This window comes from Bradyrhizobium sp. CCBAU 53351 (assembly GCF_015291745.1).
Classification (GTDB): Bacteria; Pseudomonadota; Alphaproteobacteria; order Rhizobiales; family Xanthobacteraceae; genus Bradyrhizobium.
On the sequence record NZ_CP030059.1, the window covers coordinates 4,844,797 to 4,871,312 of the forward strand.

Here is a 26,516-nt window from a genome sequence, read left to right on the forward strand (position 1 = left end):
ACTCACCAAGTTTCAATTTGGGTTTTGTCAGCGATGATCGATCTCGCACAGGACGCACCGTCCAACCCCCTTCTTCGTCTCGGCGCCCAGCCCATTGCGCTGACCGCCGCAGCGCTCCTGCTCCTGATCGCCGGGGTCACCTCGATCGCGATCTGGCGCGCCTATACCGGCGCCGCACCCGAAACCGACCGGGTGGTGGCATCACGGCAGCTCCAGGCCCGGGCCGCACAGGCCTCCGAGCAGCTCGTCGAGAAGACCAAGGGGCTGGAGGCGACCCAGCAGGAATCGATCGATCAGCTCCAGGTGGTGCAGGATCAGCTCCAGACCATGAAGCGGCTGATGGCGGCGCAGCAGGCCGACACCAAGCGCCTGTCCGAGCAGGTCGCGACGCTGAACGAGTCCATCGACGGCCTGCGGCAGTCGTTCGCCAGCGCACGCGCAACCGACGTCGAAGCACCGACGGTTACCCGCAGGAAACCGGTGCGGCACCGCGTCCATGCCAGCGCGCGCAAGCGCTCGCGCGGCTAAGCAATTCACGACGACGGGACTAATTTTTTCGACTTGTGAACTGGATCACATTCGCCCGTGTGATTCCGCGCGATGCTCGCGGTTACCGGATGGCGTGAGCCGATTTCAATGTCCGGGGCTGGCAAGGTCGTTGACGGTATACTGCGTCAACGGCCTTGTTTTTTTGTCGGTTGGCCTCTCGTCGAGGAGGCTATTCGCAGACATCCACGCGGCGGTATCGCCATCCAGCCGGCGTCATCACACGCTTCCGCACGACGTAGCAGCCACCATAGCCACCGTTGTAGTCGTCGTAGCCGGTATCATAATAGTAGGAGCCGCCGTAGGGATAGCCGTAGCCGTAATAGCCGCCGTAGTAGCCGGCGCCGGCAATGCCCGCCCCGATCGCGACTCCAGGCCAGAAGCCGCCGCCATGCCAATGGCCGCCATGACCCCAGCCACCATAGCCCCAGCCACCACCGCCATGCCCCCAACCGCCATGTCCGAATCCCCGCGCCTCAGCCGCATGCGGCATCGACAGCCCGACCGCCGCGACGGTCAGCGCCGCCATCATCATCCTGCGTAACATCACTCGATCCTCCGCGTGGACACGCTCCACGCTTCAAAGCAGGACCAAGCTAGCGTCACTTAGGCATTCCGGACAGCCACACTGCCTCACTTCCGCGCGAGCATTCAGCAGCCGCGGCAGATGCTCTTGAGCTTCTTGTCGAGCATGCGATTCTCGGCATTGACGGCGGCATCAGCCGAGCCGCCTGTGCCGCTGCCGGTGGTGACTCCGGCGCCCGCGCCGGACGATTGAGCCGTGCCCAGGCTGTTGGTGCCGGGCGGTGGCGCGGGCGCGTTGGCAACACCTCCGGTCGCCCCCGCAGAGCCACCCGTCGATCCGGCAGACCCGCCGGCCGCCTGCGCGAAGGCGACCGCCGGCATCGCCGCGAGCGCGAAGATCAGGATCGTGATTTTGCTTGAAACGGCGAAGGGCGCTGCGGCCATCGAAGCTCTCCTTTAGCGGTCAACCGCCGCGGCATAGTCCAGTTCCGGAACAAATGCCGTCACATCAGCTTGAAAGCCGGGAGGCAAGACCGACAATGACCGATCGCGATCCCTTTGCAGAGGGCGAACGCGCCGCGCGCGAGAACATTCCGGCCGAGGCCAATCCCTATCTCGACGGCAGCGACGAGCATGCGCTGTGGGCCGCCGGCCATGAGAAAGCCGCAGGCGCAATCGAAGCAGGCGAATCCGAAGGGCGCTGACGCGCCGCTCGCATTTGCTGCCGGCAGCTATGCCGCCGCCGCCGCCTTCTCGGTGCGGTCCTCGACCATGGTCACGAACATGTGGGACTCTTCGCTGGCGCCGCCCACCTGGATCCGGCGAGCGCAAATGACGCGGCGCCCGCGTGCGGGATTGTCGATGGTGTCGACGATCGGCTCGAGCTGCTGCTTCTGCGCGAGCAGTTGCTGGTCGCGCCGCTCGATCAGTTCAGCCGCCTCTGCGGAGAACAATTCCCGCGCGGTCTTGCCGATGATCTCGCCGCGCGTCATGCCGATCATCTTCTCGGCGGCCTTGTTGACGAAAACGTAGCGCAAATTGCGCGCATCCTTGGCGATGATGCCCTCGGCGACGTTCTCGATGATGGTGGCGAGGAAGCGCTCCATCCGTTCCAGAATGCGCTCGTGCTGGCGCTGTGCAGTGACGTCCTCCTGCACCGAAACCCAGCCGCCGCCATCCATCGGACGCTCGTAGATCTTGATGGTGCGGCCGTCGTTGAGGGAAATCTCGTAGGCCGCCGGCTCGCGCCTGGCGATCCGGCCGAGAACCGCCGCGACATATTTCTCGACGTCGCCGTTGAACAGCCCGCTCTTGACCCGGTGCTGGAGGATTTCCTCGAGGGTGGATCCGGCCTGGATCGTCTCGGGCAGATTGTAGATCTGCCGGTAGTTCGAATTCATCGCCACCACGTTGGCCTTGCCGTCGAGCATGATCAGGCCCTGCGGCATGCTGTTGATCGCCGCCGAGAGCTGCCACTTCTTGGCCTGGTACTTGTCGTTGAAATTATCGCGCTCGGTCCTCGCGGCGTCGCGCGCCTGGGCGGTACCGAGCTCGAGCTCCTCGAGCTGGAAGATGCGTGCGACGGCATCGCGGAAGTTCTGCACGGCGCGCGCCAGACGTCCGATCTCGTCGTGACGGCCGAGATGCGGCACCTCGCTCTTGACGTCACCGGCTGCGATCCGGTCGGTGGCCTGCGTAATATCGGCCAGCGCGCCGACCACGGAGCCCCGCATGACGACGACGTTCAGACCTGCGAACATCAGCGCCGCGAGCCCGAGCGCGAACAGATAGGCCGCCGCGTAACGGTTTTCGTTGGCGAGTGCGTCCGCCTCGCGGGCGCGCTGCTGATAGATGCGCTCGAGCGCCTCGACATCGCTGTTGAGTTGACTGCGCACCTTCCGGTTGGCGTTGTTGTCGCCCCATTCGCGCGCCGCCGCGGAGCTGATCTCCACGCCACGCCGCACCAGCTCCTGGCGGAACTCGATGAACTGCGTGATGCGCTGGCGGAAGCTCGCGAACAGCTCGGCATCATCATTGCCGACGGTGCGCTCCATGCTCTTCACGGCCTCGGCCAGCTCGCGGTTGCGCCGGGTCAGCCCGTCCGCGTAGGGCATCATCGCACGACGATCGGTGGACATGTAGATGCCGCGTGATTCCATCACGATGGCGTAGATCAGCGCATTGATGCGCCCGACGCTGATCGCCGCCTCGGCGGACGAGGCGTGCATGTGACGATAGGTCGTCTGCAACCGCACCGACTGGACCGACATCACCAGGAGGAAAGTGGTGACGATCGCGAGGAAGGCGGCAATGCTGTAGACCTTCTCCGCAACGGTCAGCGTGTCGGTGCCGCGCGCGAACCTCACGAATTTCTTCAATAGATTGGTTCCGGCACCAAAGCCGGATTCCAGCGCCGTCGCATTCATGGCGCCGCTCCTCCTGGTTGAAAACGCTCGATGATAAGCGTGATCGCGCTAGCGGAGGATTAAAGTACCTAGCTGTATTTTTACGGTACGGAACCGGTCCCGCGCCGGGTCCCGGCCGGCAGCGCGGGCTGCTCAACCGATCCGTTTCAGGCCGTTCTTGAAGCGCGGACCGTTGGCGACGTAGAACCTCGCCGCGCTTCCCATCTTCTGCACCTGGGCGTCGTCGAGCGTGCGGATCACGCGCGCCGGCGAGCCGATGATCAGGGAACGTTCGGGAAATTCCTTGCCCTCGGTGATGACGGAACCGGCACCGACGATGCTGTTGCGGCCGATCCTGGCGCCGTTCATCACGATCGAGCCCATGCCGATCAGGGCACCCTCCTCGACGGTGCAGCCGTGCAGGATGACGTTGTGGCCGACCGTGCAGTTCCGGCCGATGTGAAGCGGAAAGCCGAGATCGGTGTGGCAGGTCGAGCCGTCCTGCACATTGGCGCCCTCCCCGATCTCGATCCACTCATTGTCGCCGCGCAGCACGGCGCCGAACCAGACGCTCGCGCCCGGTTTCAGGCGAACCCGGCCGATCACGGTCGCGGTCTCCGCGATGAAGTAATTGCCGTCGGCGGGAAGGTCGGGCGCCTGCCCGTCGAGCTCGTAGATCGCCATGGAGGTCTCCTGTCACGTCGACTTCAGCCATAGCGAAACGGCGGCGAAGAGGCAAAGGAACCGGGCAGCTCGCCGATCCGGCCGGGCCTCAGCCCAGAACGCCGGCGGCGCGCAGCGTCATCAGGAAGAAGGTGCCGCTCATCATGCTCCAGAAGCCGGCGATGAGGGTTGCCATCATCACGAACTCGGCACGGCGGCTTTCCACCCGCATGCCGCGCAGCGTGTTGCGCATGATGATGAAGGGCGCGGCGAACACCAGGAACGGCACGGCCGCGAAGGTCTTGGGCGCCACGCCGTCCTGCAACAGGCCGAAGCCGGCGGGCCGCTGCGCGAGCGCCTGGTATCCGTTCACGAGCGCGCCCGCGAGCGCGAAACCAATGCAGATCGAGAACAAGGTATTGAAAGCTTCAGGTGTCATCGGAACGGTCCGCCCTTACGCAACGCCACCGCCTTCCTGTGACAAATAGGGCTGGTTAACGCTACATTATCCTTAAGGGAAGGTTAACACCGCTGCCCCTCAGACGCAGGGGCCGTCCCGTTCCCTGCGGCCGCGAACGCTGCGCGAAATCGCCGCCGCATGGCATATTCGCCGCTGATTCGTCGGCCACCGGCCGACATCCGGCTCTCTTGCGCTAGCTCATGACGGTGTTTTCCGAAGCTCCCCTCAGGTCCCCCCGCACGCATGCCAGGACGCATGTCGTCCCGATCGTGCTCGGCGGCATTGCCGCGGCATGCGCTGTCGCGCTCGTCGCCTATCTACTGTGGCCGACCTGGGGCGCGGGCGGCGCGAACGCCCCGGACAAACTGCCGGTGAGCGTCGGCGGCACGCTGTTCAACCTGCCGACGACGGCGATCCGCATGAAGATCCAGCGGCACTCCGGACCGCAGGAGCGCATCGATCTCGACTTCCTCTATCCCTCGCTGGAGCCGCCCGGCGCGCCCAAGCACGTCACCGCCGACACGGTGGAAGCGGCAGTGCATTCGATCGATCGCATCTTCCTGTCGATCGCAGCCCATCACGATGCGCTCTCGCCCGAGCAGCGGACCGCAACGATCTATCCGCGCTATCTCGACCAGGCCGCGGCCCAGCCCGTGGACGGCCTGACCATGCGGATGTTCCGCGCTGATACGCCTTACGGCAGCGAGGATCTCTATTCCGCGGCAAGCCCGGCACTGACCGCGCGCTGCACCCGCGATGCGGCGACGCCGGGCATGTGCCTGTCCGAACGCCGCGTCGGCGGCGCCGACCTCACCTTCCGCTTTCCGCGCAGCTGGCTGTCGCAATGGCACGACGTGGCGGAGGCGATGGAGAAGCTGACCGCGCAGCTGCGCGGGCCGAAGGGGTAAGCGGTCCGCCCAAAACAAAAAACACGAAAACAACCCCATGCACAGTAGCAAGTGCTTGGCGTTCTTCGTATTTTTCGAAGGCGATTTGCGGCAATAACGGCGCGGAAGGAGCGCGCCTCAATCTCGATGCGTGCCCCGGACGCAGCGCAACGTCGCTTCGACGGTGCGCCGCTGGGCCGGGGCCCATGGGCACGCAATGACGGCGTTGAAAACTATTCCTGATCGACCAGATCGTCCTCGAGGATCGCCATCTGGAACTGGAAAGAGCGATCATCGTCCTCGTCGTCGACGAAGAGGACGCCGATGAATTCCTCGCCGATATAGACTTCGGCGGAATCGTCTTTCTTCGGCCGCGGCACGACGCGGATCTTGGGATTGCCGAATACGCGTTTCAGATACGCATCTAACTTTCTGACTTCTTTGACGTCCACGGCAAGTCTCCGATCGAAAATGGCTGGCCGCGTTTTAGGACGAGACGCGACGAACCGCCAGCATGATTTGCCAAAGAATTTGGGGAGGAAAAGGGCCGGAAAACCGGCCCTTACATCAAGGGCCCTCTCAAAGCCCCATGGCGTTGATCATCTGATCCATCGTGCGCGACGGCTCGGCGCAGCCAGCTTCACCGACGATCTTGGCCGGCACGCCCGCGACCGTGACGTTGTGCGGCACCGGCTTGACCACGACCGAGCCGGCGGCGATGCGCGCGCAATGGCCGATCTCGATGTTGCCGAGGATTTTTGCGCCGGCGCCGATCAGCACGCCGTGGCGGATCTTGGGATGACGGTCCTCATTCTCCTTGCCGGTGCCGCCGAGCGTGACGCCGTGCAGGATCGAGACGTCGTCCTCGATGATCGCCGTCTCGCCGCAGACGAAGCCGGTGGCGTGGTCGAGGAAGATGCCGCGGCCGATGCGCGCGGCGGGATTGATGTCGGTCTGGAACACCGCGGAGGCGCGGCTCTGCAGATAATATGAGAAGTCCTTGCGGCCCTTCAGGTAGAGCCAATGCGCGAGGCGATGGGTCTGGATCGCGTGAAAGCCCTTGAAGTAGAGCAAGGGATCGATGAAGCGGGAAGTCGCGGGATCGCGGTCGTAGACGGCAACGAGATCAGCGCGGAAGGCGTTGCCAAGATCGGGATCGTCGCGCAGGGCATCCATATAGGCCTGGCGCACCAGATCGCCCGACAGCGCGGAATGATCGAGCCGTTCGGCGACGCGGTGGACCACCGAATCTTCCAGGCGGCTGTGATGCAGCACCGACGAATAGATGAAGGTCGCAAGCTCCGGCTCGCGACGGACGATGTCCTCCGCTTCGCCCCGGATCCGGTCCCAGATCGGATCGAGCGATGCGAGCTTTCCTCCCGGATTGACCTGATGCACTGCCATGGATTTGCTCTCTGGGATGCGCTTTCGAATGGGCCCGTTTGACCGGCTCTATAGCATAGTCTAGGCGGCAAAGTCCTGACCGGCTTGCCTGAGAGTGAACAGCACCTTGCCCCGCGAAAGCAGACCAAGACGTTGAAACACAACGGCTTCTTCTGACGCCCCCAAGCGGCGAGGTCGGCTCAAGGTGGTCAGAGTTTTGCCAAATTCAAGCCGGGCGGCGTCAAACTATTGGTGAATTCTCTGCCAACCGTTATTGCGGGCATGGTCGGCAAGCGAGGACGGGGCCGGATTTGAGCATCACCACTGATCAATTGCGCGCGCGCGCCGCAGGTGCGCCTTGGCTGCGTCTGGCGGCGGTGGCCCTGCCCCTGCTGATGATCGCGCCGGCGTTCTGGAACGGCTATCCGCTGTTGCAATGGGATACCGGCGGCTATCTGGCGCGCTGGTACGAGGGCTATCTCGTCCCCAGCCGCTCCACGGTGTTCGGGCTCTATCTGCACTACGGCGAGAGCTTTGGTTTCTGGATCAACCTCGCGGTCCAGTCGCTGGCGACGCTGTGGCTGCTGCAGCTCACACTGCGCGTGCTCTCGATGATGCAGACCTTCCGCTTCGTCGCGATCAGCCTCGGGCTGATCGTGTCGACCGCGCTGCCCTGGCTTGCGAGCATGCTGCTCACCGATATCTTTGCCGGGCTCTCGGTGCTCTCGCTGTTTCTGCTGATTGTGGGCGCAAGCCGCACCTCGGCGCTGGAAAAGATCGCGCTGTTCGTCTTCACCGCCTTTGCCGCTGCGACCCACAGCGCCACGCTCGGCGTGCTGCTCGGGCTTTGCGTCGCGGGCTGGATGGCACGGCCGTTTCTGAAGGGGCGCCTTCCGCTCGCTGGCCTGACGCAGGCGAGCCTCACCATTGTTGCGGGCGCGGTGATGCTGGTCTCGGCGAATTATGCATTGTCCGGCAAGGTCGCTTGGACGCCCGGCGGCTACGGCGTCGCCTTCGGCCGCATGATGCAGGACGGTATCGTCGCGCGTTACCTGAACGACCACTGCCCGCGCGAGCGCTACAAGCTGTGCCCGTATCGCAATGAGCTGCCGGCGACCGCCGACGAGTTCCTGTGGGGCAACAGCATGTTCAACGCGCTCGGCCGTTTCGATGGGCTGAACGACGAGATGGGCTACATCGTCGTGCAGTCGCTGAGGGAATATCCGGCCTGGCAGGCCGGCGCGGCGCTGCGGGCGATGGGCCAGCAATTGCTGCATGTCGCGACCGGCGAAGGCACCAATGGCTGGATCCCGCACACCCGCGGCATCATCGAGCGCTACGTTCCCGCGCAAGCCGCGCCGATGCGCGCGGCGCGACAGCAGAACTGGCAGCTCGACTTCACCGCGATCAACTGGCTTCACGTGCCGGTGGCGCTGGCCTCGATGCTGGCGCTGCTCGCACTGCTCGGCCATGCGCTCGCGAACCGCAAGCTCGACGACCTGACGCTGCTGGCAGCCACCGTGACACTAGCCCTGCTCGGCAACGCCTTCATCTGCGCCGTCATCTCCGGCCCCCACGACCGCTACGGCGCAAGGATGGTGTGGGTGGCGACCTTCGTGGTGTTGGTGGCGGTGGGGCGGCGGTTTGGGGAGGACGTTAAAGGGCGGTGAGATTGGGGTGAGGTTCGTCGCGCCCGGCTTCGTCCGGGCAGCGATCGCTGTCATCTACAGGGCCCTAGAACTGACTTGGTGTTCAAAAGCCAGTCGCGTCGGCAAGGAACAGGTGTCCCAAAACGACCACTGGCGGACTCCAGGCACTCTCGATCGACGCGCTTGCACCTCTGCTCGCGTCCCCGAAGCAGACATTGTCAGCGCGGAAGCCTTGGATATGCTGCAACATTGGCTGCAGATGGGACCACGACCTTGAACCCGGACAATCGCCATTTTGCGCTGGAGACCGACCCTCCACTTGTGGTCGCTTCGATGCCTTACACCCAACGGCACCGAGCGATGGCGCTCGGTCTTGTGGTCAGTATCCTGGTCGTTTCATCGTTTCTGGCTCCGTTCGCCAATCAACAAATTGGCAGAGTAGACAGCTTTTTGCCGGTCGTTCAGACGGTCATGGCTACAGCTGACCTGCTGACGGCGACCCTCTTATTCGCTCAGTATTCAGTGCAGCCGCACCGAGCCCTTCTGATCGTCGCGAGCGGATACATCTGCGCAGGCTCGTTTGCCTTTCTGCAGACTCTGAGTTTTCCAGGCAGTTATGCACCAAACGGGCTCATAGGTGACGTCTACAACACGCCGGCTTGGTTCTTCGTACTTTGGTACACCACCTTTCCGTTGAGCATCCTTTTCTATGCGCTGCTGAAAGACAAAGGAAGGATGTCGCAGGGGTCGACGACGGCAAACATCGCAATCACGCTGTCGATCGTATTCGTGTTGATAGCCCTGCCGTCGTGGCTGGTGATAGACGGCACTGAGTATCTGCCGCAGTTCTTTACGACAGGTCTCATGCGACAGACGCGCCTCAGCAATCAATTCAACATAGGCCTCACGATATTGGCAGGCTTCGTACTCCTGATACTCTTTGTCCGAAGGCGCACGGTGCTCGACTTGTGGCTGATGGTCACTGTATTCGCGGCCCTTCCCAATTTCCTGGTGGCGGCATACGCCGGCTCGTCTCGATTTTCCGTAGGTTGGTACACCGCTCGCGGGTTTGCGCTCATCGCAAGTGTTACTCTGCTGTCCGTATTGGTCGCAGAAATGACCATGCTTTATTCGAGATTGGCCAGCGCTCTGATGATGCAGCTGCGAGAGCGCACCAATCGCTTCGTGAGCATAGATGCAGCCACCGCAGCGATAGCCCATGAAGTCAGGTCACCCTTGGGGTCAATCACATTAAACGCCGACACTGCTCAGCAGGTCCTTGGTGCAAAACCTCTCCGGCTCGAAGAGCTCAGTGCCATTCTTAAGGATATTGTGGAAGCCAGCCTGAGAGTTGACAACACGATCACAAGCATTCGTGGACTGTTCAAGCACGCAACCGACAAACCGGTCACGATCAACGTCGAGAACGTAGCGCGGCAGGTGTTACGCCTGCTGCAGCATGAGCTGCAATTCAATGGAGTGCTTGTCGTAACTGACTTCGAGGATGGAGCGCCTCTCGTAAGAGCCGACCCGGTACAGTTGCAGCAGGTGATTCTGAACTTGATCAAGAATGCCATCGAGGCCATGGCTTCCATGCCACGCGATAGCCGCAGACTGAATATTGGCGCTCGGGTCGCGCAAGATTCATTTGTTCTCTTGTCGATCCAGGATTCTGGTACCGGCGTGCCGCTTCTTGATCGGGACCGCGTATTTGAAGCGTTCTATACGACCAAATCGGCGGGCATGGGCTTGGGACTAGCGATATCCCGCACGATTATCGAGAGATATGGAGGCCGCCTGGTCCTGGGCGATACGGGACCTGAGGGATCAACGTTCGAGATCGCCCTGCCTATTGCAAAGGGCGGCTAGGCCGCGACTACGCCACATCAAACCGCGCCACATGGCTTTTGGCCCGCCGCGGCCGTGGTGAGGTCGTGCCGCGACGATGCTCGGCATTGTCATTGCAGTCTCACATCGCCTTGGCGAGCGCGATCAGCCGGAAATCTTCGAGCGCCGCATGACGGTGCGGAGCGACTTCGCGCCGGTAGGTCTCGGTTTCGACGATCGCGCGGAAGGTGGCGAAATCGCCGTATTCATTGATCGCGGCTTCGTCCCAGCGTTCGCTTGGCGAGCCGACGAGGCTCGCCAGGACCGGGACTGAAAACATCCGCACGAGCGGCTTGCCGACCGCAAGACGGCGGAATGCCGGCCTGTAGCGTTCATTAAAGGCTTCGCGGCCCGAGCAAGGCGCGGCGTCGAATCCGTCCTCGTAATGCGCCTGCGCGCGATAGCGCAGCAGATTGAGCATGTAGAACGGCTGGCCGGGTGGGATAGCCCGCTCGGCGGCGTCGAGGGCTTGCAGGGTGATTTCGATGAGGTTCATGGGACTTCCCGCGTTTCCAGCCGCAGAATGCGCGCTGACACCCCCGAATTAGCTGTCCGGAAACGGCCCTTGTAGTGACGGCACAGCCATGACTATGTGGACTACATGTCCACAACAACTTTGCCTCCCGGTCTCTCGCGTCTCCTCGCCTTCGTCCGCGTCGTCGAGGCGGGCTCCTTCGCCGAAGCCGCGCGGCGGGCGGGGACGACCACTTCGGCAATGTCCAAGGCGGTCGCCCGCTTCGAAAAGGCCCACGGGTTGCGGCTCTTGCATCGCTCCACCCATTCGTTGGCGCTGACCGAAGAGGGCGACAGGCTGATGACGGCAGGACGCGCGTTGGTCGAAAGTCTCGCCCGTGTCCAATCCGCGCTCGGCGAAGTCGCGCGCGGCGATGGCGGACGGGTGCGCGTGACCGCCCCCGCCTCGTTCGCGCGCGCCTGTATTCTGCCGCGACTGCCCGTGTTCCTGCGGGAACGCCCGGAAATCGAGATCGAGGTCAAATTCCGCAACGAGATTCTCGATCTCGCAGCGGAAGGCGTCGACGTCGCGATCCGCTCGGGGCCGCTCGACCGCACGCCCGGCCATCAGGCGCGGCGGCTTTGCACATTCTCCTGGATCGCTTGCGCCTCGCCTGCCTATCTGAAGGCGCGCGGCGCGCCAGCGACGCCCTACGAGCTTTCCGCGCATGACCACGTCGGCTTCCGCAATCCCGCGAGCGGTCAGATCCTGACCTGGCGCTTCGCCGACCCGCGCGGCAAAGCACCCATTCGCATCGCGCCCAAGCCCAAGCACATTTGCGACGACGCGCACTCTTCGCTCGCTTTGGTCGCGAATGGGTTCGGGGTCGGCTGGGGGCCGGCGTGGCTCGTCAACGAAGACCTTCGCTCCGGCCGACTGGTCGAAGTGCTGGCGCCCTGGCGCGCGCCTGGGGAACCGCTATGGATGCTGCGCGCCTCCGGCCGCCGCCCGCCCCTGCGCACACAGCGCGTCATGTCGTTCCTCACCACGCTTCCCGCCGCGTTCAGCGACAAGGCGGGGTGAAGCATCGGCCGTCACCGAAAATCCGGGCGCCAGGCAACCGAGCTCCAGGTCTCACGGACTTGTCGGCGAAGACCTTCCTGGCCCTTTGCCGGCTCAGCCGCGGCGCGAGAGAAAATCCAGCACGCCCGTCTTGTAGACCTTGTCGCCGACCGCGCGCATGTGGTCGCGATTGGGAATGTCCAGCACTTCAGAGCCGGGGATGATGGCACCGAGCGCGCTGGCACTTCCTGCGACGTCGTCGGTCGAGCCGACCGCGATCAGCACGGGCACGTCGATACGCGCGGCTTCTTGCCTCGTCATGAGATCTCGCGTGCCGCGCAGGCAGGCGGCGAGCGCGCGGCGGTCGGAGCGGGTCTGGTCGGCAAAGGCGCGAAAGGTGCGGCCGACGGGATCGGTGACGTCGTCGAGCCCTGGTGCTTCCAGTGCCTTGGCGACGTTCTCGCCGGGACCAGTGCCCTCGATCAGGCCACCGATGCCGATGCCGCCGAGGATCGCCGAGCGCAGGCGCTGCGGTTCGTTGAGACCGAGCCAGGCCGCCATCCGCCCGCCCATCGAATAGCCCATGATGTCGGCCTGCGGGATGGCGAGATGATCCATCAGTGCGAGCACGTCGCCGGCCATCACGGGTATGGAATATTGCGCGGGCTCGTAGAGCTTGGCGCTGTCGCCATGGCCGCGATTGTCGAGCGCGATGACGCGGCGGCCGTTCTTGCGCAGCTCGGAGACCCAGGTCGGATAGACCCAGTTGACGTTCTTGCTCGAGGCAAAGCCGTGCACCAGGATGATCGGATCGCCCTCGCCTTCGTCGAGATAGGCAATTTCAACGGCGCCGTTGTGAAAGCTCGGCATCATCAGTTCCGCAGGTCGTTGTGGGGAGTGATCGGTCTTAGAGCACGATCCGGAAAACTGTGCAGCGGTTTTCCGGCAACATCATGCTCAAACAATAATCGAAAGCTTCAGGCCGTCGCGGCCGCACCGGCCAGAGCGGCCTCCGGGGCGATCCGGGCCCGGCGGAGCCGCCGGGCACGTCTGCGATCGCACCAAGCCTGGGTCAGGCGCTCGGTGGTCGCCTTGATCGAGGACAACAGGCCGAACAGCGTCAGCGCCGCGCCGAGCAGCCACATCGTCAGATCGAACGCGCCGCCGATCAGCAGCAGCGCGCCGCGGCCGAGCAGCTTCATGATCGCGCGCGTCTTTCCGCCCTGCGCCTCCGCAAGCCGCGCCGCGCGCGCGACGTCCTTCGGGCCTTCGGCGATGCGCAGAGTATCCATGGCGCCGCGCGTCCCGGTCTTCCCGGCGACGCGCGTGACGTCCTTGCCGAGCCGGACCAGCGCGCCGGCCTTCTCGGCCCGGAACGCAGCCTTGATTGCGCTGACGGTCTCGCCGGGGCGGAACACGGAACCCTTGGCCACGGCATTCTGCAGCATCGGCGTGTCGACGACCTCACGCGCGGAACGGCCGGCCCAGACGGCGAGCCCCTCGCCGAGCCGTCCGACCTTCCGTGCATCCTTCACCAGTGTCAGTCCGGCGCGCACGGGCGCAGCGCCACCGACGGACACATAGGTTGCCGCAGTCACCGCAAGGCCGGCGGCCGCGAGGCCGAGCACCAGACGATCGGTATCCTCGCCCATGGCGAGGTGCTTGCCCTCACGGACGACATCCCGGATGTCGCCGATGACGAAGAGGTCGCCGGCCACTGTTCCGGACAGGCTCGCCACGTCGTCGGCATTGCCGGTGACGAGGCCGGTCGCGAAGCGCTTCGCAAAATGCGAGGTCGAATTCTCGGCTTTGACCGCATCGCCGACGCGGCTCAGGAGATCGTCCGGCAGCGCGATGTTGCGGTCGCGCGCGAGCGTGACGAAACTGTCGGCGAGATCGGCGTCCCCTGCTGCGAGCGCGGCCTCGATGTTGTCCTGAACCAGACGGTCGTTCTGCCGCAGCACTTGATCGAGCTTCAGCTCGGACAGCACGGCCGGGTCATCCTGGGCTGCGAGGATCGCGCCGGCCTCACGGGCGTGCGGCGCTACCTGTACGAGCATGAAGCCGCAGGCCGCGATACCCGTCAACGCTGTCGTGATTCGCAGCCACTTCATGTGGAAAGTCCGGACGGTCCCTGAAATCGTTTGCGCCTGATGATTCGTCTTTGATCGCAATTGCGCTCGTCCAAAGACATAGTATGCCAAAATTGCGACACAACGTCCCCGACGAAAGAAGGGCTTCTCTCAGGCCCCAAGATTGTGTCGAATTTGCATGAGCAAATGAGCATGGGGCAATTGCGGACCTTTCGGTTCCGCTGGACTAGCAATCATCTGCACCCGCCAGTATGGTCCGCGGCGCCTTAAAGATGCCGCGTCAGTTCTTGATTGTGTCTGCCGCCATTGCTACTCCAGGATGAACTACGATGTCCGACCATGTCGTCCCGCACTTCCACAACGATGCCGGTGTCCCCGTCATCGAGATCGGCTCGAAAGAGTTCATGTGCGTGGGCGCCAATCCTCCGTTCGACCATCCGCACGTCTTCCTCGACCTCGGCAACGACAACGAGATCATCTGCCCCTATTGCTCGACGCTGTACCGCTTCGCGGCCGACCTGAAGGCGGGTGAAGCCCGCCCGCCGGAATGCGTCCTGAAGGACAAGGTGGCCTGACCGTCTTCATCGGTCAGGGGTGGCGCTCTCCCGAACGATTGTCATCGCCGGTGCCGGCATCGGTGGACTGACGGCCGCGCTTGCGCTCGCGGCCCGCGGCTTCCACATCGTCGTGCTGGAAAAGGCCGAACGCCTCGAGGAAGTCGGCGCCGGCCTGCAGCTCTCTCCCAATGCCAGCCGCGTACTGGTCGAGCTCGGGCTCACCGAACGTCTCAAGCTGCGCGCCGTCACCCCGGAAGCGGTCTCGATCATGAGCGCGCGGGCCGGCGGCGAGCTGCTGCGCATGCCGCTCGGCGAAACAGCCTCGCTGCGGGCCGGCGCCCCCTATTGGGTGGTGCACCGCGCCGACCTGCAATCGGCGCTATCCGGCGCCGTCGCCGATCATCCCGATATCGACCTGAAGCTCGGCGCGACCTTCGAAGACGTCGCGCCTCACGCCAAGGGACTGACGGTGGTCCATCGCAGCGGCACGATCCGCCGCAGCGATCTCGCCAGCGCGCTGATCGGCGCCGACGGCATCTGGTCGACGGTCCGCCAGCATCTGTTTCCCGAGGTGCAGCCGCGCTTCTCCGGGCTTATCGCCTGGCGCGGCACGCTCGATGCCACGCAGCTGCCGAAGGACTACACCGCGCGCCGGGTGCAGCTCTGGATGGGCCCGAACGCCCATCTCGTCGCCTATCCGATCGCCGGCGGACAGCAGATCAACGTGGTCGCGGTGCTGCCGGGCACCTGGAACAGGCCGGGCTGGAGCACGCCTGGGGATCCCCTTGAGGTGATGGACGCCTTCGCCGGCCCACGCTGGCCGCCGGCGGCGCGCATGATGCTCGCCACGGTCGACAGCTGGCGGAAATGGGCGCTGTTCGGCGTGCCCGACGGCTGCCCTTGGAGCAAAGGGCCGGTGGCCCTGCTCGGCGATTCCGTGCATGCGATGCTGCCGTTCGCAGCGCAAGGAGCGGGCATGGCGATCGAGGATGCCGCGGTGCTCGCCCGCCATCTGAGCCTTCAGGCCGCCGAGAGCACCGCGGGCATCAGCGCTGCGCTGAAGCAATACGGCCGCGCGCGCGAGGCGCGGGTGCGCCGGGTGCAGCGGACCGCGCGGCAGCAGGGCCGCATCTATCATTTCAGTGGACCGCTTGCGGCCGCGCGCGACCTCGCGATCCGCGCGCTCGGCCCGGACCGTATGCTGGCACGGCAGGACTGGATCTACAGCTGGCGGCCCTGATGCGAAGCGCCGCCGGCGGCATCGCCTCAGCGGGCCGCTTTGCCGGATCTCGACGCGGGCTTGGCCGGGGCCGCGGGCGACGACGAGGCGGCAGCCGGCAGCTCCTCGGGCGTCTCCCGGCACCTGTTGCGGCGCCAGCCGTCCTCGGCCAATTGTGCCTGCCCGCGCACCGCGATGTAGTCGTTGCGATAAGCGAGCTCGGACACGACGGCGCCTCCGGCTCCGGTCTGGGCCTTGTCCATCAGCCTCTGCAACTCGTCAGTCCGCTTGGCGAGCGCCTTGCGCTCCCCCTCCAGCTGCTTGCAGTCGTACAGATCATATTTGGCGGGATCGGCAAAGGCCGGTGCGACCGTCTCGCTCATGCTGGCGCAGCCGGACAGCGCGGCGGCGGCCGCAAGCAGCGCGAGGAGCGCGCCGGAGCCGCGCAGGGAAGAGGAAAACGAAGCAGCCATGCCGGATGAATAGTCCCCGTGGATTGAGAATGCCTAAAGCAGCACCAGATGTCCGGATTGAGGCTTTGCCTTGTGCGCCCGGCTCGCTTAAGGAAGAACCGTCCCCCGGTCACGCAAAGCGCCAATTCCAGACGGCCGGAGCTGGACTTAAGTGTTTGATCTCGTTGGATCAAGCGGGCATGGCGGAATTGGTAGACGCAAGGGACTTAAAATCCCTCGGTGCGCAAGCGCTGTGCCGGTTCGACCCCGGCTGCCCGCACCAGCGAGATGCTCGCACCGCCGCCTCCGCAAGCGGGACGGCAGCCATGACGCGCGCCGCGCACGCAATCGTTCGTTTACCAAGCATCCCTTCCGCGTGGGAAACCCGAGCGGCGCCCCTGGCCTTTACTCCACTTTAGATCGTCTTCCCCTAAAGCGGGCGATGTCTGCCCCGTCGATGCAGACCCAGGGACAAAGGCCTGGAGCGGCTGGCTGCGATGGTGAGAGCTCCGATGGACGCGCGCGAGGATTGGTCCCGGTCCAGGATGAGCGGATCGCAAGCGGCGTCCGCGCCTTCCCTGCACGGGGTCGAGGTCTACGTCTTCCTGATCGCCTTCCTGTCGGTATTTTACCTGTCGAACGGACCGCTGCTGCTCGGCCATTATGATCTCGGCTGGCACCTCGCCGCCGGAGACCTGATCAGGCAGCGGGGCGAGGTGCCCTTCCAGGATCCGTGGTCGTTCACCGCCGGCGACAAGCAATGGTACAATCTGTCCTGGCTCTGGGACGTGATGGCCAGCGCGCTGTATCAGCAGGCCGGCTTTGCCGGCATCGTCCTCATGGTCGTCGCCTGCGGCGCGGTCATTGCCGGCTACCTCGCCTTTTGCGGCTTGAGCAGCGGCGCGTCCGCGCCGGCGGTTTGCATCGCCGTGTTCGCCGCGTGCCTGCTCTACCCCTGCTACGAAGCCTCGCCCAACATGTATCTGGCGGCATCGCCGAACATCGCGACCATGCTGTTCGCCGTGGTCTTTTACGGCGAATGCATGCGGCGGCGTTGGTTCCTGTTGCCGCCGATGATGATCGCCTGGGTCAATCTGCATGGCGGCTTCGTGCTCGCCTTTCCGATTCTCGGCGTCTTCTGTTGCGCCGCCTTGCTGCGGCGGGACTGGACAGGCCTTCGCAACTATTGCCTGGCGGGCGTCGGGTGCCTCATCGCGATCCTCGTCAATCCCCTGGGATGGCATGTCTATGACGGCGTGACGGCGACGCTCGGGCATTTCGTTCAGGCCGATATCAGCGAATGGCGATCCTATTTTCACAATGTGGAGCTGCCGGGCAGCCTTCCCGGCATCGCCTATGCGCTGACATTCGTTGCCCTGGAGCTGCGAGACCGCAACGCCACGCGCGTTCCCCTCGAGGCCCGCGTGCTGGCGTGGCTCTTTCTGTTTCTGGGCCTCTATCAGTTCAGATACACCGCGTTCTTCTTCATCTTCTCGAGCGTGCCGATGGCGCTTCACATCGACCGGCTGCTGCCGAAGCGCCGCAGCTTCGAGATCCGACGCGCGATGCTGGCGGCCGGCCTCGTCGGCGTCTTGTTGCTGCCATTCACGTTCATGCAGGTGAGACCGGCGCTGGCATTGCCCGACATGCTCTCGGACGCGGATGCCCGCTATCTCCAGGCGCACACCTCGCGCGGGCACCTGCTGAACCACTGGAACGTCGGCGGGCTCCTGATCTTCAGAACGCAGGGCTCAGTGCCCCTCTTCGTCGACGGCCGGGCGGCGACCGCCTATCCCGACGAGCTGCTGCGGGACTATCTCAGGCTGGTCCGGCGGGACATCGACGCGGCGACCTGGGACAAGGTGCTCAGCAAGTACAAGATCGACGCGGTGCTCTGGATCAGAGCACATGACCAGCTGCGGCACTTCCTGGTCGGCGAGCGAGGCTGGAAAGAGGAATATACCGGCGGGTATGTCAGCCTCTACACAAGGCCAGAGGCCGCTTCCAGGTAACGTCAGGGTGCCCGGCATGGGCGGCGGTTTCCGGCGAACCCCGCCCGGCCGCGCGGGGCCGGCGCCTCACCAATTCTTGTTCGCCCCTGCCCCGCCTGCCAGCCATCCCGAAACATGGGTTGTGCAACGCAGCATGAAAGACCGATAAAGTCGCTCGATTTCAGAGGTGAGCTGCTTGTCCGACGTTAATGCCGATTCCTGGGTGTCCACGGGACACCGTCCGATGGGTTTTCCGGAATTTGTCATCGTGATCGCGTCCATCATGGCGCTGAATCCGCTTGCGATGGACATGATGCTGCCGGCGCTGCCCAATATCGGGGCGGCGTTCAATATCCCCGTCGCCAACCATCTTCAGCTGGTGCTGTCGACCTTCCTGATCGGTTTCGGCGCCGGCCAGTTCGTCATGGGGCCGCTCTCGGACCGCTTCGGCCGCCGGCCGGTGCTGCTTGGCGGGATGGCGGTCTATGCGGTGGCGAGCGTGCTGGCGGTCGCGGCGCCCTCGTTCGAGACGCTGCTGCTGGCGCGCGCGCTGCAGGGACTCGGCACCTCGGCGACGCGCGTGATCGCGACCTCGATCGTGCGCGACTGCTATGTCGGCCGCCGGATGGCGAGCGTGATGTCGCTGGCCATGATGGTGTTCATCGCGGTGCCCGTGATCGCGCCCTCGTTCGGACAGGCGGTGCTGCTGGTGACGGCGTGGCGCGGCATCTTCGTGGTGCTGATGCTGTATGGCCTGCTCGCGCTCGCATGGTGCGTGCTGCGGCTGCCTGAAACCCTCCCCGAATCCGGACGCAGGTCGCTGGCGCCCGCCGACGTGCTTTCGGCGTTCCGCCAGACCGTGACCCATCGCCAGACCATCGGCTATGCCACCGCGGCCGGCAGCGTCATCGGCGCGCTGTTCGCTTTTGTGTTCTGCGCCCAGCAGGTCTTCACCGGCATCTACCACCTCGGCCATTACTTCCCGCTCGCGTTCGCCGCGATTGCCGCCGGCACGGCCGTCGCCGGCTTCCTCAATGCGCGGCTGGTCGGGCGGCTCGGCATGCGCGTGATCTCGCACGGCGCGCTGACGCTCTACACGGTCGTGGCCGGCGTGATGCTGCTGACGGAAATGCTCGGCGTGCTGCCGCTGAGCCTGTTCATGGTGCTCTCCGCCCTGATGATGTTCTCGTTCGGCATGATGGTGGCGAACTTCACGGCGCTCGCCATGGAGCCGCAGGGCCACATCGCCGGCACCGCCTCCTCGCTCTATGGTTCGATCACGACCCTGATCGGAATCGTGGTCGGCATGGCGATCGGACAGAGCTTTGACGGCACGCTGCTGCCGTTCTCGGTCGGCTTTTTCCTGTCGACCCTCGCCGCGCTCGCGATCGTGCTGGTGGTCGAGAAGGGTCGGCTGTTCAAGCCGCATCATCGCCCCATCTGACAAGGAACATCCCGGCGGCCCCGATGTTGTCCTGCAGCAATTTCGAAAGGCCGCTGCGATGGAACTGGAACCCCGCGAAGATCACGCCGACGTCGAACCGCAGACGGCGGAGGGTTCCGAACCTGGCACCGGCCAGGCTGCGCTGACGCCGCCCTTTGCGAGTGAGGGCCTCGAGCAGTTGCGCGACAGCCATTGCTGAACGCGACGTCTACTCGGTCGCGCGCCGGCTGGCGCTGAAATCATCCGCAGTGCTCTTGGGAATCGTCCGCATTCCCCGCGGCCGCACCATCAGCACAACCACGTCCCGCGAAAGACCGGGCCGCCCCCACAGCGTGGCCTGCACGGTGAACTCACGCCTGACGAAATGCCCGATTTGGGGGGACGCCCATTCCATCCATCGGATGCAAGGCTCCTGATCGCGGAAACACAGCGCGGCCCAGCCACGATCGAGCGTCCTGCGCGGCAAGCCCCACCCGGGTTCGTACTCGAACGGACTCACATGATACGGATGGTCCGGGCCGTAAAACGCCGTGGCGAAAGCCAGCGAACCATCGCCGCTCACGGCGCTCAGAGGCTGGCCCGTGAGGTCCCGCCACGCGCGCGTCACTTCGCCGGCCGCCTGGGCGTAGAGATTGCGGCCCTCCTCGTAGCCGTGATCGTTGCGGTAGACGGCATGGATCGGCGCGGCGATCAAAACGGCCGCGAGCGCGATACCGACCACGATCACCGTAAGGTTGACGGTGTAGAAGCGCTCGATCGAATAGCTGGTGCCGCAGACCACGAGAACCGCGAACAGGAATAGCCCCTGCAACGCCCAGAGCGAGGGCAGATCAGTGCCCATCACGAGCGACGTCGTGGCCGGCAGCACGATCGTGCCGATCGTGACGTAGAACAGAAGCCGCAGGCCCGGGCTCATCGCCGCGAAGTCGGCCGGAAACTGCCTCAAGCGCGTTCCTGCGACGAGCACCCAGAGCGCGGCCGAGATGCTCATCGCGGCCACCAGCCCCAGCAGGAAGCTTCTCACCTCACCGAGCGAGGTCGCAGCGTTTCCGCCTGCGTGCGCCAGCGCGTAGGTGAAGGTCGACGCACCCGTGGTCGCAAGCCAATAGATGTGAGGCGACAGCGCCGCGAGCCCGACGACGACGGAGATCCAGGGCGAGGCGGAGGTGAAATAGGCCCGCCGCGCCGGGTGAGCCAGTGCGGCAAACGCGAAGCTCGTGACGAGAAAGATCGAATAATATTTGCCGACCATCGCCAGGGCTGTCGTGCACCCCACCGCGACCGCCCACAGCACCGCGCGCGTCTCGAATGCGCGCAGGAAGCACCAGGTCGCCAGCGGCCAGGTCGCGAGTAGCACGGCATTGGCGTTGAAACGCTGGGCGTGGAATTGATAGGCGGGCGTCAGCATCAGGAGCAGAAGCACCAGGACGCGCTTGTGCCCGGTGACGAACTGCCGCGAGATCCGGTCGACGAAGAGCAGCGCAAGCCCGGCATTGGCCATCGCCATCAATTGCATTGACCAGTCGCTGGGTGGAAAGACCGAGGTCCATGCCGACGCGACCCACCCCATCAACGGTGGATGCTTTGGATAGCCCCAGGCAAAATGCCGCCCCAGCGTCCAGGCCTCGAGCGTATCAGGGTGCACGCCGCCGCCGGCATAGGCGATCGCCAGATAGAGCGTCCAGACCGCGACGAAGCAGCCGACGAGAAGCGGAACGGCCCAGCCCGCCTCGACACCATCGAGCCAATGCAGGAAAGGCCGTCGCCAGCGCGAAGGCGCGCGATCGGACCGTTCGGCCATCGCCTGGAGTGCAAAATCAATCGGCACGGAATCAAATGGGACAAGGAAAGCGATGCGGGAACACGGCGCATCTATTTCAGAATTGAAACAAATAGCAATGATTGAAAACTGGAAGAGTTAAAAGCCTCACGCCTTGCCGGCCGGCGCAGGAGCGGCACAAGACAACGGCGCCGCTGATGACAGCGGCGCCGTTTGGTTAAGACAGCGAAGGCGGGAGAATCGCCTCCCCTCACTCCGATTTGTCGATATTCCAGAACACCGGCGTTGCCGGGCCGTCGAGCACGCCGGTCAGCGACTTGCGCCAGGCGCTTGGCGCCTGATACTGGCCGAGCGGCATGTAGAGCACTTGATCGTAGGCCTCTTTCTGGATCTCGGCCGCGATCTTCTTGCGCTCGTCGAGCGAGGCGGCACGAACGAAGGCGTCCTTGAGCTGCTCGATCTTGGCATCCTCCGCCCAGCCGAACCAGCCGCCCTTCTTGCCCTGCCCGCCGACCGCGACGTTGGTGATCGGATTGTCCACGTCGGCGCTGACCCAATTGGTGATGAACATGTTCCAGCCGCCCTCCTTCGGCGGCTTCTGGCTGGCGCGCCGGCTCACCACCGTCTGCCAGTCGGTGGCCTGCAGGTCGATATTGAAGCCGGCCGCGCGCAGTTGCTGGGCCACAACGATCGGCTGGGCCTTCAACAACAGCACGTCGCCTGGCGCCATGAGGACGACGGGCGTGCCGTCATAGCCGGACTCGGCGAGCGCCTTTTTGGCCGCGGCGATGTCGCCGCCCTTCGCCAGGGTCTCGCCGCCAACCTCGGTCGCAAACGGCGTGTCGCAGATGAAGGCCGCGGCGCAGGTCTTGTAGTACTTGGAATTGCCGATCAGCGCGTCGAGCACGTCCTTCTGCTTGATCGCCAGGAATGCTGCGCGGCGGATCTTGACGTTGTCGAAGGGCGGATGAAGGAAGTTCATCCGCGCGCCCGTCTGGAAGCCGAACTTGTTGAGGATCTCGAGCTTGAGCTCCTTGTCTGCTTCGATGACAGGCAACATGTCGATCGCGGGGTATTCCATGAAATCGATGTCGCCCGACTGCAGCGCGTTCAGCGCCGTCTGCGAGTCCGGCATCGTGATCCATTCGACGCGGTCGACCTTCACCACCTTGCCGCCGGCGGTCCAGCTCGCCGGCTCCTTGCGCGGCACGTAATCGGCATTCTTGACATAGACCGACTTCACCCCCGGCTGGAATTCCGACGCCACGAACTTGAAGGGGCCGGAGCCGATCTGTTCTGGGATCTGCTTGTCCACCGTTGTCTCGGCGAGACGCTTCGGCATCATGAAAGCGACCCGCGAGGACGGCTTGCCGATCGATTCCAGAACGAGCGCGTAAGGCTCCTTCAGCTTCAGCGTGATGGTCTTGGCGTCGGTCGCCTCGATGCTCGCGGTGAACAGCATCATCTGCTGCCCCATCCCGTCGACTTGAGCCCAGCGCTTCAGCGAGGCGACGCAGTCTTCGGCCGTCACCGGCGTCCCGTCATGCCACTTCAGGCCGTCGCGCAGCGTGAAGGTGTAGGTCAGCTTGTCGTCGGAGATCTTCCAGTCCGCCATCTGCGGCTGGATCTTGAAATTCGAATCCGTCGCGATGAGCGTGTCGTAGACCATGTAGCCATGGTCACGCGAGATATAGGCGCTGGTGAAGATCGGATCGAGGATACGCAGATCCGAATGCATCACTGCGGTGATGGTCTTGCCCGCGGCAAGCACCGGAGAGGCCAATACCGAAAGTGCCAAGACTGAGAGCGATAAGACCGACAGCGCAAGTTTGGAGGCGAACGCAAGACGCCCCCGACGCATGAGTTGGAACATTGACGTTCTCCTGGCGAGCGGTTGGCGCACGGCGCCGCTGATGTCAGCGGCGCCGCGTAACGTTCGGCGCGAAAGGCGCGCGAGGCGCCTTCCTCATCTGGACTAGGCCCTACTCCGACTTGTCGACGTTCCAGAACAGCGGCGTTGCGGGACCGTCGAGCACGCCGGTCAGCGATTTGCGCCAGCCGCTCGGCAGCAGGTATTGCCCGAGCGGGATGTAGATCACCTGCTCGTAGGCTTCCTTCTGGATGTCGGCGGCGATCTTCTTCTGCTCGTCAAGCGAGGGCGCGCGGACGAAGGCGTCCTTGAGCTGCTCGATCTTGGGGTCTTCCGCCCAGCCGAACCAGCCGCCCTTCTTGCCCTGGCCGCCGATCGAGAGATTGGCGATCGGGTTGGAGACGTCGGCCGCGACCCAGTTGGTGAAGAACATGTTCCAGCCGCCTTCCTTCGGCGGCTTCTGGCTGGCTCTGCGGCTCACCACGGTCTGCCAGTCGGTCGCCTGCAGGTCGACCTTGAAGCCGGCCTCACGCAGCAGCTGGGCCGCGACGATCGGCTGGGCCTTCAGGGTCGTGACGTCGCCGGGTGCCATGATCACAACGGGAGTGCCGTCGTAGCCGGACTCGGCGAGCGCCTTCTTGGCTTCGGCCATGCCGTTACCCTTCACCAGGGTTTCGCCGCCGACCTCGGTTGCGAGCGGCGTGTCGCACACGAAGAAGGCACCACAGATCTTCTGGTACTTGGCGTTGCCGATCAGCGCGTCGAGCACGTCCTTCTGGTTCATCGCCAGAAGAGCGGCGCGGCGCACCTTCACGTTGTCGAACGGCGGATAGAGGAAGTTCATACGGCCGAGGGTCTGGAAGCCGAACTTGTTGGAGACCTCGATCGTGATCTCCTTGTTCGCTTCAAGCACCGGCAGCATGTCGTAGGGCAGGTTCTCCATGAAATCGATGTCGCCCGACTGCAGCGCGTTCACCGCCGTCTGCGAGTCCGGCATGGTGATCCATTCGACGCGGTCGACCTTCGCCACCTTGCCGCCGGAGGTCCAGCTCGCCGGCTCCTTGCGCGGCACGTAGTCGGTGTTCTTGACGTAGACGGCCTTCACGCCGGGCTGGAATTCCGACGCCACGAACTTGAAGGGGCCCGATCCGATCTGCTCGGGGATCTGCTTGTCCGCCGGCGTCTCGGCGAGGCGCTTCGGCATCATGAAGGCGACGCGCGAGGACGGCTTGCCGATGGAGTCGAGCACGAGGCCGTAGGGCTCCTTCAGCTTCAACGTGATGGTCTTGGCGTCGGTTGCCTCGATGCTCGCGGTGAAGTCCATGAGCTTCTGGCCCATGCCGTCGACCGCGGCCCAGCGCTTCAGCGAAGCGACGCAGTCTTCCGCCGTCACCGGTGCGCCGTCATGCCACTTCAGGCCGTCGCGCAGCGTGAAGGTGTAGGTGAGCTTGTCGTCGGAGATCTTCCAATCCGCCATCTGCGGCTGGATCTTGAAGGTCGAATCAGGAGCCACCAGCGTGTCGTAGACCATGTAGCCGTGGTCACGCGTGATGTAGGCCGTGGTGAAGATCGGGTCGATGATGCGCAGATCGGAATGCATCACCGCCGTGATGGTCTTGCCGGCTGCGAGCACCGGCGAAGCCAGCGCCGTCGAAAGCGCGACGACAGACAGCGCAAGTTTGGAGGCGAACGCGCGAGGCCCCCGGCGCATGAAGTGCAACATAAAAAGTTTCTCCTGACGTGAAACTGTTCAAAGGCGGGTTATTGATTGAGCATGTGGTTCGTTCTTTGGGCGAACTAACCCCATGCAATGCCTTTATCTTTCGAGACTTGCAGACAGTGCCCAGCGCGTCAATCCGGTTTCGCTGCAAGCCATGGCGGCGCGGCCGCGGGCTCCACAAGGATCGGTTTGGCTCTACAACACTCTCCGCTCGTCTCGTCCTCGCGGCGATGCAATGCGCGTTCCATTTTTCGAAGCCTGAGAGACATTCAGATGAATCCAGCCAATCTTCCCTTCGATTCCGAGGCCATGCTCGAAGGCCTGCGCACCTGGGTGGAATGCGAGAGCCCGACCTGGGATGCAGATGCCGTCAACCGGATGCTCGATATCGCAGCGCGGGATATGGCGATCATGGGTGCGACGATCGAGCGCATCGCCGGCCGGCAGGGCTTCGGCGGCGTGATCCGCGCGCGCTTTCCGCATCCGAAGCAGGGCGAGCCCGGCATCCTGATCGCCGGCCATATGGATACCGTCCACCCGGTCGGCACCATCGAGAAGCTGAAATGGCGGCGCGAGGGCAACAGATGCTACGGTCCCGGCATCTACGACATGAAGGGCGGCAACTACCTCTCGCTGGAAGCGATCCGGCAGCTGGCGCGCGCATCCTTCACCACGCCGCTGCCGATCACCGTGCTGTTCACGCCGGACGAGGAAGTCGGCACGCCCTCGACACGCGACATCATCGAAGCGGAGGCCGCACGCAACAAATACGTGCTGGTGCCCGAGCCCGGCCGTGCCGACAACGGCGTCACCACCGGACGTTATGCCATCGCACGTTTCAATCTCGAGGCGACGGGCCGGCCGAGTCATGCCGGCGCGACGCTGTCGGCGGGACGCTCGGCCATCCGCGAGATGGCGCGGCAGATCCTCGCAATCGATGCGATGACGAGCGAGGACTGCACCTTCTCGGTCGGCGTCGTGCATGGCGGACAATGGGTCAATTGCGTTGCCACGACCGCCACCGGCGAAGCGCTCTCCATGGCCAAGCGGCAGGCCGATCTCGACCGCGGCGTCGAGCGGATGCTGGCGCTGTCGGGCACGACCAACGACGTCGCCTTCAAGGTGACGCGCGGCGTGACGCGTCCTGTGTGGGAGCCGGACGCGGGCACGATGGCGCTGTATGAGAAGGCGCGCGGCATCGCCAAATCTCTCGGCGCGGAATTACCGCATGCGAGCTCCGGCGGCGGCTCCGACGGCAACTTCACCGGTGCGATGGGAATTCCCACCCTCGACGGCCTGGGTGTGCGCGGAGCCAACGGCCACACGCTGGAGGAGTATATCGAAGTCGAGAGTCTCGTTGAGCGCGGCCGCCTGATGGCGGGGCTGCTGGCGACGCTGGAGTGATTTTTGAGCCGGTCATTCCAGGGCGGCGCGACGCGTCGACCCATGGTGCGCGGTTGTGCAGCCGG

At 64.4% G+C, this 26,516-nt stretch carries 26 protein-coding genes and 1 tRNA gene; 12 read left to right on the top strand and 15 right to left on the bottom strand.

Annotated features, from left to right (window positions below; genetic code table 11):
- Window positions 1-33 precede the first annotated feature (33 nt).
- Window positions 34-528, top strand: coding sequence for a hypothetical protein (locus XH83_RS22970; RefSeq protein ID WP_194403003.1), 495 nt, complete (start codon window positions 34-36; stop codon window positions 526-528).
- 190 nt (window positions 529-718) lie between these two features.
- Here XH83_RS22970 and XH83_RS22975 read toward each other — a convergent pair whose 3' ends face one another.
- Window positions 719-1,093 (bottom strand): hypothetical protein, encoded by a 375-nt coding sequence (locus tag XH83_RS22975; protein ID WP_194403004.1) that lies wholly within the window; start codon window positions 1,091-1,093, stop codon window positions 719-721.
- Between the two features lie 104 nt (window positions 1,094-1,197).
- Window positions 1,198-1,515, bottom strand: coding sequence for a hypothetical protein (locus XH83_RS22980; RefSeq protein ID WP_194403005.1), 318 nt, complete (start codon window positions 1,513-1,515; stop codon window positions 1,198-1,200).
- A gap of 95 nt (window positions 1,516-1,610) precedes the next feature.
- On the opposite strand from XH83_RS22980, the gene XH83_RS22985 reads away from it, so the two are divergent.
- Window positions 1,611-1,775: a hypothetical protein gene (locus XH83_RS22985; RefSeq protein WP_194403006.1), complete on the top strand. Its 165-nt coding sequence runs from the start codon at window positions 1,611-1,613 to the stop codon at window positions 1,773-1,775.
- A gap of 27 nt (window positions 1,776-1,802) precedes the next feature.
- Here XH83_RS22985 and XH83_RS22990 read toward each other — a convergent pair whose 3' ends face one another.
- From XH83_RS22990 to XH83_RS23000, 3 genes are all read right to left on the bottom strand, one after another.
- Window positions 1,803-3,497 (bottom strand): PAS-domain containing protein, encoded by a 1,695-nt coding sequence (locus XH83_RS22990; protein WP_194403007.1) that lies wholly within the window; start codon window positions 3,495-3,497, stop codon window positions 1,803-1,805.
- 132 nt (window positions 3,498-3,629) lie between these two features.
- On the bottom strand, window positions 3,630-4,160 hold the full coding sequence (locus XH83_RS22995; RefSeq protein WP_194403008.1) for a gamma carbonic anhydrase family protein: 531 nt from the start codon (window positions 4,158-4,160) through the stop codon (window positions 3,630-3,632).
- Window positions 4,161-4,248: 88 nt separating this feature from the next.
- Window positions 4,249-4,578 (bottom strand): hypothetical protein, encoded by a 330-nt coding sequence (locus tag XH83_RS23000; RefSeq protein ID WP_063195224.1) that lies wholly within the window; start codon window positions 4,576-4,578, stop codon window positions 4,249-4,251.
- A 221-nt stretch (window positions 4,579-4,799) separates the two neighbouring features.
- Here XH83_RS23000 and XH83_RS23005 point away from each other — a divergent pair, with 221 nt between their 5' ends.
- Window positions 4,800-5,507 carry a hypothetical protein gene (locus tag XH83_RS23005; RefSeq protein ID WP_194403009.1) on the top strand — a complete coding sequence of 236 codons (708 nt, stop codon included), beginning with the start codon at window positions 4,800-4,802 and terminating at the stop codon, window positions 5,505-5,507.
- A gap of 212 nt (window positions 5,508-5,719) precedes the next feature.
- On the opposite strand, the gene XH83_RS23010 is transcribed toward XH83_RS23005, so the two are convergent.
- Window positions 5,720-5,938: a DUF3126 family protein gene (locus tag XH83_RS23010; RefSeq protein WP_007602550.1), complete on the bottom strand. Its 219-nt coding sequence runs from the start codon at window positions 5,936-5,938 to the stop codon at window positions 5,720-5,722.
- Window positions 5,939-6,065: 127 nt separating this feature from the next.
- On the bottom strand, window positions 6,066-6,890 hold the full coding sequence (gene cysE / locus XH83_RS23015) for a serine O-acetyltransferase (RefSeq protein WP_194403010.1): 825 nt from the start codon (window positions 6,888-6,890) through the stop codon (window positions 6,066-6,068).
- A 290-nt stretch (window positions 6,891-7,180) separates the two neighbouring features.
- Here cysE and XH83_RS23020 point away from each other — a divergent pair, with 290 nt between their 5' ends.
- On the top strand, window positions 7,181-8,539 hold the full coding sequence (locus XH83_RS23020; RefSeq protein ID WP_194403011.1) for a hypothetical protein: 1,359 nt from the start codon (window positions 7,181-7,183) through the stop codon (window positions 8,537-8,539).
- A gap of 252 nt (window positions 8,540-8,791) precedes the next feature.
- Window positions 8,792-10,387, top strand: a complete 1,596-nt coding sequence (locus tag XH83_RS23025) for a sensor histidine kinase (protein WP_194403012.1) — start codon at window positions 8,792-8,794, stop codon at window positions 10,385-10,387.
- Between the two features lie 100 nt (window positions 10,388-10,487).
- Here XH83_RS23025 and XH83_RS23030 read toward each other — a convergent pair whose 3' ends face one another.
- Complete coding sequence (locus XH83_RS23030; protein WP_194403013.1) at window positions 10,488-10,901, bottom strand: hypothetical protein; 414 nt, start codon at window positions 10,899-10,901, stop codon at window positions 10,488-10,490.
- A 105-nt stretch (window positions 10,902-11,006) separates the two neighbouring features.
- Here XH83_RS23030 and XH83_RS23035 point away from each other — a divergent pair, with 105 nt between their 5' ends.
- Window positions 11,007-11,942, top strand: coding sequence for a LysR family transcriptional regulator (locus XH83_RS23035; RefSeq protein ID WP_194403014.1), 936 nt, complete (start codon window positions 11,007-11,009; stop codon window positions 11,940-11,942).
- A 93-nt stretch (window positions 11,943-12,035) separates the two neighbouring features.
- On the opposite strand, the gene XH83_RS23040 is transcribed toward XH83_RS23035, so the two are convergent.
- The gene (locus tag XH83_RS23040) at window positions 12,036-12,791 is read right to left on the bottom strand and encodes an alpha/beta fold hydrolase (protein WP_194403015.1); all 756 of its coding nucleotides are present in this window, start codon (window positions 12,789-12,791) and stop codon (window positions 12,036-12,038) included.
- Window positions 12,792-12,898: 107 nt separating this feature from the next.
- Complete coding sequence (locus XH83_RS23045) at window positions 12,899-14,035, bottom strand: hypothetical protein (protein WP_194403016.1); 1,137 nt, start codon at window positions 14,033-14,035, stop codon at window positions 12,899-12,901.
- A 308-nt stretch (window positions 14,036-14,343) separates the two neighbouring features.
- On the opposite strand from XH83_RS23045, the gene XH83_RS23050 reads away from it, so the two are divergent.
- Both XH83_RS23050 and XH83_RS23055 read left to right on the top strand, forming a co-directional pair.
- On the top strand, window positions 14,344-14,589 hold the full coding sequence (locus tag XH83_RS23050) for a zinc-finger domain-containing protein (protein WP_194403017.1): 246 nt from the start codon (window positions 14,344-14,346) through the stop codon (window positions 14,587-14,589).
- 19 nt (window positions 14,590-14,608) lie between these two features.
- Window positions 14,609-15,811: an FAD-dependent monooxygenase gene (locus XH83_RS23055; protein ID WP_194403018.1), complete on the top strand. Its 1,203-nt coding sequence runs from the start codon at window positions 14,609-14,611 to the stop codon at window positions 15,809-15,811.
- A gap of 26 nt (window positions 15,812-15,837) precedes the next feature.
- Here the strand turns inward: XH83_RS23055 and XH83_RS23060 are convergent, their stop codons facing one another.
- Window positions 15,838-16,263: a twin-arginine translocation pathway signal gene (locus tag XH83_RS23060; RefSeq protein ID WP_194403019.1), complete on the bottom strand. Its 426-nt coding sequence runs from the start codon at window positions 16,261-16,263 to the stop codon at window positions 15,838-15,840.
- 173 nt (window positions 16,264-16,436) lie between these two features.
- Here XH83_RS23060 and XH83_RS23065 point away from each other — a divergent pair.
- From XH83_RS23065 to XH83_RS23075, 3 genes are all read left to right on the top strand, one after another.
- Window positions 16,437-16,525: transfer RNA gene (locus XH83_RS23065), tRNA-Leu, on the top strand.
- 262 nt (window positions 16,526-16,787) lie between these two features.
- Window positions 16,788-18,254 carry a hypothetical protein gene (locus XH83_RS23070; RefSeq protein WP_246776307.1) on the top strand — a complete coding sequence of 489 codons (1,467 nt, stop codon included), beginning with the start codon at window positions 16,788-16,790 and terminating at the stop codon, window positions 18,252-18,254.
- A gap of 175 nt (window positions 18,255-18,429) precedes the next feature.
- Window positions 18,430-19,677: a multidrug effflux MFS transporter gene (locus XH83_RS23075; protein WP_194403021.1), complete on the top strand. Its 1,248-nt coding sequence runs from the start codon at window positions 18,430-18,432 to the stop codon at window positions 19,675-19,677.
- Here XH83_RS23075 and XH83_RS23080 read toward each other — a convergent pair.
- From XH83_RS23080 to XH83_RS23095, 4 genes are all read right to left on the bottom strand, one after another.
- Window positions 19,652-19,870 (bottom strand): hypothetical protein, encoded by a 219-nt coding sequence (locus XH83_RS23080; RefSeq protein WP_194403022.1) that lies wholly within the window; start codon window positions 19,868-19,870, stop codon window positions 19,652-19,654. The genes XH83_RS23075 and XH83_RS23080 overlap by 26 nt on opposite strands.
- Window positions 19,871-19,885: 15 nt before the next feature.
- Entirely contained in the window at window positions 19,886-21,478 is a 1,593-nt protein-coding gene (locus tag XH83_RS23085) for a glycosyltransferase family 39 protein (protein WP_194403023.1), read from the bottom strand.
- 229 nt (window positions 21,479-21,707) lie between these two features.
- Window positions 21,708-23,330, bottom strand: a complete 1,623-nt coding sequence (locus XH83_RS23090) for an ABC transporter substrate-binding protein (RefSeq protein ID WP_194403024.1) — start codon at window positions 23,328-23,330, stop codon at window positions 21,708-21,710.
- Window positions 23,331-23,439: 109 nt separating this feature from the next.
- Window positions 23,440-25,050 (bottom strand): ABC transporter substrate-binding protein, encoded by a 1,611-nt coding sequence (locus tag XH83_RS23095; protein WP_194403025.1) that lies wholly within the window; start codon window positions 25,048-25,050, stop codon window positions 23,440-23,442.
- A gap of 270 nt (window positions 25,051-25,320) precedes the next feature.
- On the opposite strand from XH83_RS23095, the gene XH83_RS23100 reads away from it, so the two are divergent.
- Complete coding sequence (locus XH83_RS23100; RefSeq protein WP_194403026.1) at window positions 25,321-26,451, top strand: M20/M25/M40 family metallo-hydrolase; 1,131 nt, start codon at window positions 25,321-25,323, stop codon at window positions 26,449-26,451.
- Window positions 26,452-26,516 lie beyond the last annotated feature (65 nt).